This window comes from Aquibacillus salsiterrae, assembly GCF_028416595.1.
Lineage (GTDB): Bacteria > Bacillota > Bacilli > Bacillales > Amphibacillaceae > Aquibacillus_A > Aquibacillus_A salsiterrae.
Genome location: NZ_JAMQKC010000001.1, coordinates 166,986 through 180,282, shown reverse-complemented (window position 1 = coordinate 180,282; position 13,297 = coordinate 166,986). Strand labels below are relative to the sequence as shown.

Genomic DNA, 13,297 nt, shown 5'->3' with positions numbered 1-13,297 from the left:
ATTGGGGGGACATTTGACAATGGGGTTTCTTATCGATTGGGTTACCCAAATTATTTTATTTTTGTTATTAGCAATGATTATTGATCTTCTTTTACCTAACTCTTCGATGAAGAAGTACATCAACATGGTAGTTGGCCTATTGTTGATTCTCATTTTCTTACAACCCTTGTTTCAATTATTTCAAATTGATGTCCAAGAGATAGTAAGTGAAGTGACGCCAGCGCTTGACACCTCCATCGACGAAAAAAATATGAAAAATTCAATAGAATTGCAGAAAAATGAAATACAAGCCCAACAAGATGCATACATTTTAGAAGAGATGGCTGTCCAAATGAAAAATGATGTGAAAGAGGGGTTGAGAGAAGACTATGATGTGCAAATAACTAATATCTCCTTTACTTTCAGTGAGGGAAACGAGATGTCTTTAGATTCACTTGAAGAAATTGATGTAAATCTAGTGGATTACACCGAAGAGGAAAAGCGGGGCGTAGTAGAAGAAGTAGTCATTGATGTTTCAGGAGAAGAGAATGCTGAAGAAAACAGTGAAACGAACCCTGAGACAGAAAAAATAAAAAAATATTTGTATGATATGTGGCAGCTAGATGATCAAAAAATAAACCTTAGGTGGGAGGGAGGGGTATAGTGGAAAACCCATTAAAGAAACTTTTATCGTATTTACACTTAGAAACAGGTGAAGGTAAAAAACCGACCAAAATGGGATATGTTCTCGTCATTGCATTAGTTGGGATCCTTATTTTAATTACAAGTAGTATGTTCAGTGAAAGTAAAGATAATAATCAAATGGTTATCAAAGAAGACACAGAGAATGGAGTGGACGCAGATGAGGCTGTCTCCTTTACTTCTAAGGATGAAAATAAAGATTCAGCATTGAAGGATACCGAGGATCAATTTGAAAAGGATCTCGCTCAATTACTCGAAAAGATCACTGGGGTGTCAGAAGTAGAAGTAATGGTCAACATAGACTCTTCTAAACAAAAAGTCTATGAAAAGAATTTAATCATTGGTGAACAATCTACTGAAGAAACTGATCAAAATGGCGGTGAACGTTACGTGAAAGATACAACCAAAGAACAACAAGTCGTCATTGTAAGACAAGGTGATAAGGAAGTTCCATTGGTTGTTGAAACGAAAAAACCCGATGTAAGAGGTGTTTTAGTTGTCGCAAAGGGAGTTGATCATGCACAGGTCAAGCAGTGGGTAGTTGAAGCGGTATCAAGGGTCTTGGATGTCCCATCATATAAAATTTCAGTAATGCCAAAAAACTAAGAGGAGGATTCTTATGTTAAAAAAACAAACAGTTTGGTTACTTACCATGTTAAGTCTAATGATTGTGTTAAGTGTGTATTATATGAGCTCGCCGAATGGTGATGAATTAGCCTTTGTGAACGATCAGTCAGTCGATGGGGAACAGTTACCAACTAGTGAAATGTCTTCAGACGTTGAGGTAACGGAAGCAGAGGGAACGAGTGATGCAGAAGGTGAAGCAGTTTCATCATCAACTTTTTCCTCTGATGAACTTTTCGCTACTATCCGGATGGAAATGGAAGACGAAAGAAGTAAGCGCCTAGATCAATTAGATGATATTGTTGCATCAAGCTCTGCTTCTACAGATGACATTAACAAAGCATATGATGAGATGAAGGAAATTGAAAGTGTATCAACAAAAGAAAGTATTTTAGAAGAAAACATAAAAGCAGAGAATGGTTTTCCAGATGTCTTGGTACGCAATACAGGTGGAGATGTAGTCGTTACTGTTAAAGCTGATGAGTTATCACAAACAGTTGCAAATAATATTATGCAAATGGTTAGCGATGAATTCGGTAGAGTACAAGTTGAGGTGAAATATCAACCAGTATCCAAGTAACTGGTATAGTTAGGTAGTACAATCTACTGACTCTTAGGTAAGCCAAAAGAGTCAGTTTTTTCTTTTCTACTTTTTTGTAAAAGTAAATGGTAAGATGAAAGGAAAGAGGAAATTTGCTTTCAGTAATACTATAAAGACTTGCAGATTCTTATTCGTTTTCGTAGAATGTTAAAAGGAGTTATTAGTACCTGATAATATTTTTTGAAAATTCAAAGGGGTGCAAAACATGTTAAAAATCGAAGAAATCCATGAATTAATTAAACGGATTGATGAATCATCGATCGATGAATTTACGTTTGAGTCAAATGGAACGAAAGTGTCTGTAAAGAAAAATAAACAAGAAGCTACACTGGCAAGTCCTGTACAAGTTCAAGCACAGGCACCTGTTCCAACACAAGTCCAAGAACAACCAGTAACAAAACCACAAGAAACGAACAATCAAGTTGACGAAAATGTGAACTCAGAGCAGCAAGTAAATTATGACTATGAAATTGTATCCCCGATGGTAGGAACATTTTATAGTGCACCATCTCCTGATAAAGATGATTATGTCAAGATTGGAGATAAAGTAAGTGCTGATACTGTTGTTTGTATTGTAGAAGCAATGAAGTTATTTAATGAAATTGAAGCAGATGTAAATGGAGAAGTTGTAGAAGTACTTGTGGAAAGCGGAGAACTAGTAGAATATGGACAACCACTATACCGAGTTAAGAAAATGTAAGGGGATGACAACGTGATTAAGAAGCTCTTAATTGCTAACAGAGGAGAAATCGCAGTAAGAATTATTCGTGCGTGTAAAGAATTGGGTATCGAAACCGTAGCGGTATTTTCAGAAGCTGACCGTGACGCACTACATGTTCAATTAGCGGACGAAGCTTATTGTATTGGGCCAAAGTTAAGCAAAGATAGTTATTTGAACTTTACAAACATCATGAGTGTAGCGACATTAACAGAGGTTGATGCGATTCACCCCGGCTATGGGTTCTTAGCAGAAAATTCTGATTTCGCTGAAATTTGTAAGGCTTGTAACATTACATTTGTGGGACCAAGTCCGTACGCCATTCAAAAAATGGGCACAAAGGACGTTGCTCGCGAAACGATGAAACTAGCGGGGGTTCCAATTGTACCAGGATCCGATGGTATTATTGCTGATGAAACTCAAGGAATTGAAGTTGCCGAGGCGATTGGATATCCGGTCATTATTAAAGCAACTGCCGGTGGCGGTGGTAAAGGGATTCGTGTCGCTCGTAATCAAGAGGAACTCATCAAAGGAATTAGAGTGACACAAAATGAGGCGGAAAAAGCGTTCGGAAATCCGGGTGTTTACATAGAGAAATTTATTGAAGATTTCCGCCATGTAGAGATTCAAGTGTTAGCCGACAATTTTGGAAATGTCATCCATTTAGGTGAAAGAGATTGTACCGTCCAAAGGAGACTGCAAAAATTAATTGAGGAAACACCTTCCCCTGCAATAACTCCTTCTATTAGAGAGCAAATGGGGGAAGCGGCAGTGAAGGCTGCTCAAGCAGTTGAGTATTCTGGCGCTGGGACGATTGAGTTTATTTTTGATAAAAATGAAGAAACCTTTTATTTTATGGAAATGAATACTCGTATTCAAGTAGAACACCCTGTGACAGAAATGGTTACCGGTGTTGATATCGTTAAAGAACAAATTAATATTGCAAATAATAATCACCTTTCCTATAAACAAGAGGACATTACATTTGAAGGTTGGTCGATTGAATGTAGAATTAATGCAGAGGACCCGTATAAGGATTTTATGCCATCTGCAGGCCAAATTACTATGTACCTACCACCAGGAGGCTTCGGTGTCCGAGTAGATTCTGCTGCCTATCCAGGTTACAAAATTCCGCCATTTTATGATTCTATGATTGCTAAATTGATCACTTATGGTAAGACTAGAAAAGAAGCGGTAGAACGAATGAAACGGGCGTTGGATGAATTTGTAGTGGAGGGTGTATCAACTACCATTCCTTTTCATAGTAGGATGATGGAGCATCCAGTATTTGTCGAAGGCGATTTTAATACAAAATTTTTAGAAAAGTATCCTATTATGAATAAAGAGTAGAGTAAGGATAAGGTATAATAGTAGATATAAATCCCCCTACCCAAATTATGTGTGAGGGGAAAAAAGGAGTGAGCCATTTGAGTGAAAACTCTTTATTGAACGTGAGTGAAGATTCTGGTCTTGGTAAGGTTGAAATTGCTCCTGAAGTAATCGAGGTAATTGCAGGGATTGCGACAACGGAAGTTTCTGGTGTTTCCTATACAAGAGGAAACTTTGCTACAGGTGTGGTTGAGCGCCTTGGTAAAAAGTCACACGGGAAGGGTATTAAAGTTGAGTTAACAGAAACTGGTGTAATCATTGATGTATTTGTCGTGATTGATTACGGTACTACCATCCCTGACGTTGCACAGAAGATCCAGTCAAATATTCGTCAAGCGTTAAAGAACATGACTGCTCTTGATGTTAATGAAGTAAATGTCCACGTTGTTGGTGTTCAAATGGAACAACCTAAGGAAGAGCAATTAGAAACGGAAAAGTAATAAATTATTGCATTGGCCCGGGAGAGACTTCACTCTTCTGGGTTTTTTTGTTTCGAAGGCGCGACTTGCGCTTTTCTTGTGTAAGAAGATGGCGTTGTTCGTTGGAAAATGTTATCATTTGTAACAGACAAAAGCTATTATAAGTTTTAATCTTGGGATAGACTAGGGACAATTCAAAATTACGCAGTACATTGTTGGTAAGGAGAATTTTATGATGAATCGAAGAACAGCTAGAGAAAAGGCATTTCAAATCCTGTTTCAAATGGATATAAACGATACTGAACCAAAAGAGGCAATTGATTATGTGTTAGATGAGGAAGCGCCAGATAATTTTTTGAATCAATTAGTTTATGGTGTAACTGAAAATCGACAAGAAATTGATAAGAAAATTGAGAACAATCTCGAAAACTGGAAATTTGACCGCTTACCTTCCGTTGAAAAGGCATTGCTTAGAATCTCTACGTATGAAATGTTTTATGGTGGAGAAACACCACAAGGGGTTGCTATTAATGAAGCAGTAGAATTAGCAAATATTTATGGGGAGGAAAAGTCTGGTAAGTTTATTAATGGTGTATTATCAAAAATGATAAAGTAATGATGAAAAGGGGAGAAATCACATGACAGCTCAAGTTATTTATGGAACAGAAATTGCCGAACAATTACGCGCAGAAATGAAACAAGAAGTGGAAGGTTTAAAAAAGCAAGGGATCATTCCTGGATTAACAGTTGTATTAATCGGCGATGACCCTGCCTCCCATTCGTATGTCAAAGGTAAACAAAAAGCTTCTGATCAGGTTGGGATAAATTCCGATTTAATTACGTTACCAACATCAACTACAGAGCAAGAACTGCTTACTATTATTGACAAGTTAAACCAAGATGAAAAAGTTCATGGTATTTTAGTTCAGTTACCACTTCCTGATCATATACAAGAACAGGTGGTAATTGAAGCGATTGATCCGGCAAAGGATGTCGACGGATTTCATCCAATTAATATCGGAAGAATGATTGCAGGTAAAGACACCTTTTTCCCTTGTACACCGTTTGGGATTATTCAAATGTTAAAACGGAAAAACATCGAAATAGAAGGTAAGAATGCAGTAGTTGTTGGAAGAAGTAATATTGTCGGTAAACCAGTTGGACAACTTCTATTAAACGAAAATGCCACAGTCACGTATTGCCACTCTAGAACGAAAGACATGCAAAAGTTTACGAAAGAAGCGGATATATTAATCGTTGCTGTCGGTAAACAACATTTTCTAACTGGTGAAGATATTAAAGAAGGGGCAGTTGTCATTGATGTTGGTGTAAATCGGATGGACAATGGAAAGTTAACAGGGGATGTTGAATTCGAATCAGCAAAGGAAAAGGCTTCATATATTACACCAGTACCTAAAGGTGTCGGCCCAATGACGATAACGATGTTGCTCCATAATACAATAAAATCTGCGAAGAAATTCCATCAATTATAATTTATAATGAAGGTGGATAATTTGGAACAAAATTACTTAACTGTCACAGCACTAACAAGGTATATGAAGCGTAAGTTCGAGCTTGATAAGAATTTAAATGATGTTTGGATTAAAGGAGAAATATCTAACTTTAACCAGCATAGTCGTGGCCATATGTATTTTACAATAAAAGATGATTATTCAAGAATTCAAGCAGTCATGTTTGCTGGAAATAACCGTTTCTTAAAATTCAAACCTGAAAATGGGATGCGTGCACTTATCCGTGGTGATATCAGTGTTTATGAGCCACAAGGACAATATCAATTATATATTAAACAAATGGAGCCAGATGGGGTTGGGTCTTTGTTCCTTGCTTATGAACAATTAAAAGAGCAATTAAGCAAGGAAGGCTTGTTTGATTCAAGTAGAAAAAAAACAATTCCTCGTTTTCCAAACCATATTGGGGTTGTAACCTCACCGACTGGTGCTGCTGTCCGTGATATCCTTATAACAATCAAAAGAAGATATCCGTTACTTAAGGTTACAATTCTTCCTGTGTTGGTCCAAGGGAGTAATGCACCGTCTTCCATTGTAAAAGCAATCCAATTTGCAAATCAGTTGAACCTTTTTGATGTGCTCATCGTCGGACGAGGTGGTGGGTCAATTGAAGAACTATGGAGCTTTAATGAAGAAATAGTTGCACGGGCAATTGCCACCTCCACGATACCTATTATCTCAGCTGTTGGACACGAAACAGATTTTACGATTAGTGACTTAGTCGCAGATGTTCGGGCTGCTACACCAACGGGAGCGGCAGAGCTTGCTGTTCCCTCAAGCGAAGAGCTAATGAATCATGTAGGCGCCTTATATAAGTCGTTAAATCGTGCCCTATCTGAAAAGATGAAACAATCTAGCGAACGATTAACAAAACTTAACAAATCGTATGCGTTTCGCTACCCAGAACAACTCATTGTTCAAAAAGAACAGCAACTTGATCGTAATCTAGACCGATTGACAAGGTCGTTACGAACAATAAGTATGTCTAAGCATGAACGAGTGAACCATCTCTCAAAAAGGCTAATGCAAAAGCACCCTTCGAAGCTTCTTAATCAATACAAAGTAGACTTAGCAAATCTTGTTAATAAAAATCAACAAATGTTTAACATGATTTATCATAAGCAGGAGACGACATTTGAAAGATTAGTTGACAAGCTTACCCTTTTAAATCCTTTAAATACAATGAAAAGGGGATATTCGATTAGTTTTACTAAAGATGGAAAAGTAATTCAGTCTACCAAACGAGTACAACTAGGTGAGCAAATAACAGTGAAATTAGTTGATGGATCGCTTGATTGCCAAGTTTTGGGGATGGAGGAGGAGAAGAAAAATGGAGAAAACGGATCTAACGTTTGAAGAAGCGATGAAACAATTAGAACTAATTGTGGAGAAATTAGAAGAAGGCGATGTACCGTTAGAAAAAGCAATCAACTATTACCAAGAGGGTATGAAGCTTTCCAAACTTTGTAGTGATAAATTGTCCAATGTAGAACAACAAATGACACAAATCGTAAATGAACAAGGAGAGTTCAAACCTTTTGTTATTCGGGAGGATGAATGAGTGGTTGTAGCACTGACTGATTATTTACAAGAAAGACAGGAGCAGTTTAACAAGGAACTTGTCAAAGTAATGGAACAAGTGAAAGCGCCAGAAAGGTTAAGAGGCTCAATGATTTATTCGTTGACAGCTGGTGGTAAACGACTTAGACCAATATTAATGATGGCAAGTTGTGAATCCTTTGGGGGCAATTTGTCTTTAATCACATCCTCATCTATTGCAGTAGAACTCATCCATACGTATTCACTCATTCATGATGACTTACCTTCAATGGATAATGATGATGTACGAAGGGGCAAACCTACAAATCATAAAATGTTCGATGAAGCTACAGCCGTTTTAGCGGGTGATGGGTTGCTTACTTACAGTTTTGAACTGATTGCTAGTGATGATTCACTTACCTATGACCAAAGGGTGTTTTTGATCAATCAGTTAGCACATGCAGCAGGACCAATGGGAATGGTTGCTGGCCAAATGGAAGACATGAAAGCGGAGAAGGAAGAGGTAGATTTATCAACTTTAGAACAGATTCATGCATTGAAAACGGGCCAATTAATAAAATTTGCGATACTAGCAGGTGCATACTTAGGTGGTGCCACGAATCAACAATTAACCTCAATCAATGATTTTGCATACTATTTAGGTTTAATCTTTCAAGTACAAGATGATATTTTAGATGTAACTGGAGACCCTGAACTAATCGGTAAGCCAGTAGGTAGTGATGAATCTAACTCGAAAAGTACATTTCCTAGTTTGTTAGGTATGGACGGTGCAATAAAGCAAAAAGAAAAGTATGTCAATCTTGCCAAACAATCATTAAAGAAAGCTGGGATTAGACACTCTGTATTAGAAGAATTAACGGATTATCTGAGTAGTCGGAATCATTAAATACAGGCAATTACCGATTGAGGAAACGTGAAAGATATGTTATATTTAAACTAATAAAGGAATGGTGCAGTATTCTAGTCAGCCCTCCGATTCTGAAGGCGGGCCTAAAAATCCGCCAAAGGGCACATCGATGAAGTTCCTTGTGCTGGCTTGAGGCGCCCAGCCTTGGGTTAGTGCTGGGAGTTAAGGTTGCAGGGCGATCCACAAAGGCATGTGGGCGAGGACCCTGTTTCCGCGGAGGCCCATCTCTGTTGTGGTTACTAAGCCTAGTAACCGTGATGGAATGGGGTATGAACCTACGTAGGTAGGGGTGTGAAAATCTCTATCCGTAGCGTAGCCTGCCTTGAGTGGTATAGAGGGGATTGCGGTACAAGTAAAAAGTTAGATGGCCACTAGCTTTTCTGCTTTCATCCGCATGAAATCTATACTGCAAAAGAGGCTAAGAATCGGTTAAAGGCTGCTGAGGAAAACTCCTAGACTGTTCTAAAAGGACATTTATCAGGAATTATAGTGCGGACTAAGTGGTAATCCAGTCCAACATACGGAGACGGTGTTGAGTCGGGTTTAAAGGGAAACCGCCAGAATGGTGACATTCGGTACCCGGCTGGGAAAACCTACTGGACCTAAGCCGCAATTTTTACTTGATAGATGACCATTCCTTTCCATACATAATGATGTTAATTGAGGGGCATAAATGAAGAATCAAATAAAAAAGTCGTTAAAATTTAGTATAAGTATCGCCGTTATCACTTTTGTGTTAGCGGCTATTTTTTCAGTTATTTCTTCCTCCATCTTAAGTGGCGTAATCTGGGTTATTGGCTTAGTCATTGTACTGATTATCGTGTTAATTGGTGTTGTCTTTGATATGCTAGGGACGGCGTCAGCCGCTGCCCAAGAACCTCCCTTTCATGCAATGGCTGCGGAAAAGGTTACTGGTGCACGGCAATCGATTGTAATTGTTCGAAATGCGGAACGAGTGGCAAGTTTTTGTAATGACGTTATCGGCGATATTTCAGGTATAATAAGTGGTACAGCTTCAGCTGTAGTCGTCATTCAAATTAGCAATATGCTCGGCCATTCAGAAGGTTCAAGTGTCCAAATCATTGTCTCGGTCATTTTAACGAGTATTGTAGCTGCTTTAACGGTTGGTGGAAAGGCATTAGGCAAGTATTTTGCTATTCATTCATCAACAAGTATCGTATTGTTTGCTGGAAAAGTTATTGCATTCACTGAAGAAAAATTAAAAATTAATATAATATCGGAAAGGAAAAGTCCTAAGAAAAGGAATAAATAAGCTAATAATAGTGATAGAATGAAAAAAAAGGGTAAATACAAGAGAAGTTACTTACCATGAATAAATGAAGGAGGTGTAACCTGGATCTGAATTCTATTTGCTTCGCTGTCAAAATTAAAACGATGATCTTAGACTAAAACTAGTCTAAGCAAGTCGTAATATATTTAGTGAAGCCTAGGTTGAATAGTCTTTAGTAACCAGGACTCCCTTATGGATCTTACTACAATCAAAGATCCTTCGTTTTTAAAAGCAATGTCAAACGAAGAATTAGAAAATTTATCATACGAAATAAGGCAATTTTTGATTGAGAAACTATCAGTAACTGGTGGACATCTTGGTGCTAATTTAGGTGTAGTTGAGTTGACGCTTGCTTTGCATAAATACTTTGATAGTCCAACTGACAAATTAATCTTTGATGTAGGTCACCAATCGTACATTCATAAAATGCTAACTGGTAGAACTAGCCAATTTGAAACCTTAAGGCAATATAAGGGGTTATGTGGATTCCCTAAAATGAGTGAAAGTGAGCATGATGTTTGGGAAACGGGGCATAGCTCTACATCGTTATCTGCTGCAATGGGAATGACTATTGCACGTGATTTAAAAGGGGAAAAGAACTTTGTTGTGCCAATCATTGGTGATGGTGCATTGACTGGCGGGATGGCGCTAGAGGCTTTAAATCATATTGGTCATGAAAAGAAAAATATTATTGTTGTGTTAAATGATAATGAGATGTCAATTGCTAATAACGTTGGTGCACTACACAATGCACTCGGTAGAATGAGAAGTGCAGGTAAATATATTCGAGTAAAAGAAGAACTTGAATGGTTGATGAAAAAAATTCCAGCTGTCGGTGGAAAATTGGCTCAAACAGCTGAGCGAATAAAAGATAGTATGAAATATTTCATGGTACCAGGTATGTTGTTTGAAGAGTTTGGCTTTACGTATTATGGACCAGTCGATGGTCATGACTTCAATGCCCTTCAAGAAAATTTGCAGTATGCTAAAAAAACAGAAGGTCCAGTTCTTGTCCATGTTATCACCCAAAAAGGGAAAGGGTATTATCCCGCAGAAAGCGATAAAAAGGACAAATGGCATGGAGTTGGTCCCTATAAAATCGATTCAGGAGAATTAATTAAACCACAAAGTGCGCCACCTGCATGGAGTAGTGTTGTGAGTGGTACATTGCAAAAAATTGCTAAGCAAAACGAGCGTCTTGCGGTTATTACTCCGGCAATGGTTCTCGGCTCTAAATTAGACAAGTTCCAACAAGAGTTTCCGGACAGACTATTTGATGTAGGAATTGCAGAGCAGCACGCAACAACAATGGCAGCTGGACTTGCAACCCAAGGAATAAAGCCGTTTTTAGCAATTTATTCTACTTTCTTACAAAGAGCTTACGACCAAGTGCTTCATGATGTTTGTCGACAAAATCTTAATGTAGCATTCGGAATTGATCGAGCTGGGTTAGTGGGTGCAGATGGAGAAACCCATCAAGGCGTTTTTGATATTTCTTTTTTAAGACACATGCCAAATATGGTCATCATGATGCCAAAGGACGAAAATGAATGTCAACACATGGTTAATACGGCAGTCCAGTATAATCAAGGTCCAATTGCTGTTCGTTTTCCAAGAGGAAATGCCTTGGGAGTCCCAATGGAAGCGGAGTTAAAGACTATTTCGATTGGAACCTGGGAAGTATTAAAAGAAGGAAAAGATGCGGCAATCTTAACATTTGGAACAACGATTGAGATGGCGCTACAAGCTCGCGAGCAGTTACAGGAAAGCGGAATTCAAGCAAAAGTTGTAAATGCGCGGTTTATTAAACCCCTTGATGAGAAAATGCTTGAAGAGTTATTTACAAGCGGTCTTCCTATCTTAACAATAGAAGAATCAGCACTTCAAGGTGGTTTTGGTAGTGCCATTCTTGAATTTGCCGAAACCCACGGTTATCCAATCGAAAATATTAGACGGTTAGGTATTCCTGATCAATTTATTGAGCATGGTAAGGTAGAAGAACTTTTAGCAGAAATCGGTTTAACAACTGAAGCTGTGGTAGAAACTGTATCTAAAATGGTGCCGAGTAAAAAATTGAGAGCTTGAGGTATATATGAGTAAAAAAGTAAGGCTAGATACATTGTTAGTTGACAGGGAACTAATTGAAACACGTGAAAAAGCAAAGCGAACAATAATGGCAGGACTTGTCTATTCTGGTACGGTTCGATTGGAAAAACCTGGAATAAAAGTTGACGAAGACATTCCTCTAACAGTAAAAGGGAAAGCCATTCCCTATGTTGGTAGAGGGGGTCTTAAATTAGAAAAGGCATTAAAGGTTTTCAACCTCGACATGACTGACAAGATAATGCTCGATGTTGGTTCATCGACAGGTGGCTTTACGGATTGCGCTCTGCAACACGGGGCAAGCTTAAGCTACGCAATTGATGTTGGTTATAATCAATTAGATTGGAAGTTGCGAAATGATGATAGGGTCATCGTAATGGAAAGAACAAATTTCAGATATGTCACAAAGGATATGCTGGAATATGGCGATCCGAACTTTGCATCCGTTGATGTTTCCTTTATTTCCTTAAAATTGATTTTACCTGTTTTAAAAACATTGTTACTTCAAAAAAGTAAGGTCGTCGCTTTAATCAAGCCGCAGTTTGAAGCAGGTAGGGAACAAGTAGGAAGAAAAGGGATTGTCCGTGAACCACAAACTCATCAGCAAGTTTTATCTGACGTATTAACTTTTGCGCAAGTAGAAGGATACCGAATAATTGATTTAACTTACTCACCTATAACAGGTGGCGATGGGAATATTGAATTTCTAGCTTGTTTAGAAGTAAATGATGACAAAGAAGCAGGAAATTTCGCGATTGATGTCGAAATCGAACAGGTAGTAAAAGCAGCACATAACGAACTGTAATACAGAAACCAATCGAGGCTACGCATGTAGCCTTTTTTGCAAGACAAAAAAGTATAAATAAACCAAGAGCTGTCTAGCTTCGGGCGCCTATCCCACGTCGAGGCTTGACTTAAGATTGCCTTAGGCTGGGCAAGGCGGCTTACGCTTTTCTTAAAAAAGGAGGGCTGATCAAAATTGAATAAAGCGCAAAGACATATCAAAATTAGAGAGTTGATTACGAACAATGATATTGAAACACAGGATGACTTAGTCGATCAGCTAAGAAATTTAGGTTATAACGTGACCCAAGCAACCGTATCAAGAGATATTAAGGAACTACACCTTGTTAAAGTACCAATGATAGATGGGCGATATAAATACAGTTTACCAGCCGATCAACGCTTTAATCCGTTGGAGAAGCTGAAAAGATTAATTATGGATGCTTTTGTTGGAATTGATACGGCTGGACACTTTATCGTGCTTAAAACGTTGCCTGGGAATGCGAATGCTGTTGCTGTATTAATTGATAATTTAGACTGGTCAGAGATATTAGGAACTATTTGCGGGGACGATACCATCTTAATAATATGTCGCTCGGAGGACAAAACAGAAGTAATTAAAGAAAGATTATTGGACATGCTTTAGTTTTAAATTAGGTTGATAGGCTACACAATAAAAATGAGACAAATCT

General features: G+C 38.2%; 15 protein-coding genes. All 15 read left to right on the top strand.

The features are described from left to right. The first annotated feature begins 19 nt into the window (after positions 1 to 19). The 15 genes from spoIIIAF to ahrC all read left to right on the top strand — a co-directional run bounded on the left by spoIIIAF (position 20) and on the right by ahrC (position 13,251). Entirely contained in the window at positions 20 to 643 is a 624-nt protein-coding gene (spoIIIAF, locus tag NC799_RS00980) for a stage III sporulation protein AF (RefSeq protein ID WP_272444449.1), read from the top strand. Further along, positions 643 to 1,287 (top strand): stage III sporulation protein AG, encoded by a 645-nt coding sequence (gene spoIIIAG / locus NC799_RS00975; RefSeq protein WP_272444448.1) that lies wholly within the window; start codon positions 643 to 645, stop codon positions 1,285 to 1,287. Before spoIIIAF ends, spoIIIAG begins: the two co-directional genes overlap by 1 nt. Before the next feature lie 13 nt (positions 1,288 to 1,300). Further along, entirely contained in the window at positions 1,301 to 1,885 is a 585-nt protein-coding gene (locus NC799_RS00970; RefSeq protein ID WP_272444447.1) for a SpoIIIAH-like family protein, read from the top strand. Between the two features lie 226 nt (positions 1,886 to 2,111). Beyond that, positions 2,112 to 2,606, top strand: coding sequence for an acetyl-CoA carboxylase biotin carboxyl carrier protein (gene accB, locus NC799_RS00965; protein ID WP_272444446.1), 495 nt, complete (start codon positions 2,112 to 2,114; stop codon positions 2,604 to 2,606). A 12-nt stretch (positions 2,607 to 2,618) separates the two neighbouring features. Next, the gene (gene accC, locus NC799_RS00960; RefSeq protein WP_272444445.1) at positions 2,619 to 3,974 is read left to right on the top strand and encodes an acetyl-CoA carboxylase biotin carboxylase subunit; all 1,356 of its coding nucleotides are present in this window, start codon (positions 2,619 to 2,621) and stop codon (positions 3,972 to 3,974) included. 77 nt (positions 3,975 to 4,051) lie between these two features. Beyond that, positions 4,052 to 4,453, top strand: a complete 402-nt coding sequence (locus NC799_RS00955; RefSeq protein WP_272444444.1) for an Asp23/Gls24 family envelope stress response protein — start codon at positions 4,052 to 4,054, stop codon at positions 4,451 to 4,453. A 214-nt stretch (positions 4,454 to 4,667) separates the two neighbouring features. Beyond that, positions 4,668 to 5,048 carry a transcription antitermination factor NusB gene (nusB, locus tag NC799_RS00950; protein WP_272444443.1) on the top strand — a complete coding sequence of 127 codons (381 nt, stop codon included), beginning with the start codon at positions 4,668 to 4,670 and terminating at the stop codon, positions 5,046 to 5,048. Between the two features lie 22 nt (positions 5,049 to 5,070). Further along, complete coding sequence (gene folD, locus NC799_RS00945; RefSeq protein ID WP_272444442.1) at positions 5,071 to 5,925, top strand: bifunctional methylenetetrahydrofolate dehydrogenase/methenyltetrahydrofolate cyclohydrolase FolD; 855 nt, start codon at positions 5,071 to 5,073, stop codon at positions 5,923 to 5,925. 21 nt (positions 5,926 to 5,946) lie between these two features. Beyond that, positions 5,947 to 7,317, top strand: coding sequence for an exodeoxyribonuclease VII large subunit (xseA, locus tag NC799_RS00940; protein ID WP_272444441.1), 1,371 nt, complete (start codon positions 5,947 to 5,949; stop codon positions 7,315 to 7,317). Further along, positions 7,292 to 7,522 carry an exodeoxyribonuclease VII small subunit gene (locus NC799_RS00935; protein WP_272444440.1) on the top strand — a complete coding sequence of 77 codons (231 nt, stop codon included), beginning with the start codon at positions 7,292 to 7,294 and terminating at the stop codon, positions 7,520 to 7,522. Before xseA ends, NC799_RS00935 begins: the two co-directional genes overlap by 26 nt. Continuing rightward, positions 7,523 to 8,407, top strand: coding sequence for a polyprenyl synthetase family protein (locus NC799_RS00930; RefSeq protein ID WP_272444439.1), 885 nt, complete (start codon positions 7,523 to 7,525; stop codon positions 8,405 to 8,407). A gap of 694 nt (positions 8,408 to 9,101) precedes the next feature. Beyond that, entirely contained in the window at positions 9,102 to 9,701 is a 600-nt protein-coding gene (locus NC799_RS00925; RefSeq protein WP_272444438.1) for a hypothetical protein, read from the top strand. Positions 9,702 to 9,911: 210 nt separating this feature from the next. Then, on the top strand, positions 9,912 to 11,804 hold the full coding sequence (gene dxs / locus NC799_RS00920; RefSeq protein WP_272444437.1) for a 1-deoxy-D-xylulose-5-phosphate synthase: 1,893 nt from the start codon (positions 9,912 to 9,914) through the stop codon (positions 11,802 to 11,804). 7 nt (positions 11,805 to 11,811) lie between these two features. Then, the gene (locus NC799_RS00915) at positions 11,812 to 12,627 is read left to right on the top strand and encodes a TlyA family RNA methyltransferase (protein WP_272444436.1); all 816 of its coding nucleotides are present in this window, start codon (positions 11,812 to 11,814) and stop codon (positions 12,625 to 12,627) included. A gap of 174 nt (positions 12,628 to 12,801) precedes the next feature. Further along, positions 12,802 to 13,251: a transcriptional regulator AhrC/ArgR gene (gene ahrC / locus NC799_RS00910; RefSeq protein WP_272444435.1), complete on the top strand. Its 450-nt coding sequence runs from the start codon at positions 12,802 to 12,804 to the stop codon at positions 13,249 to 13,251. Positions 13,252 to 13,297: the final 46 nt, after the last annotated feature.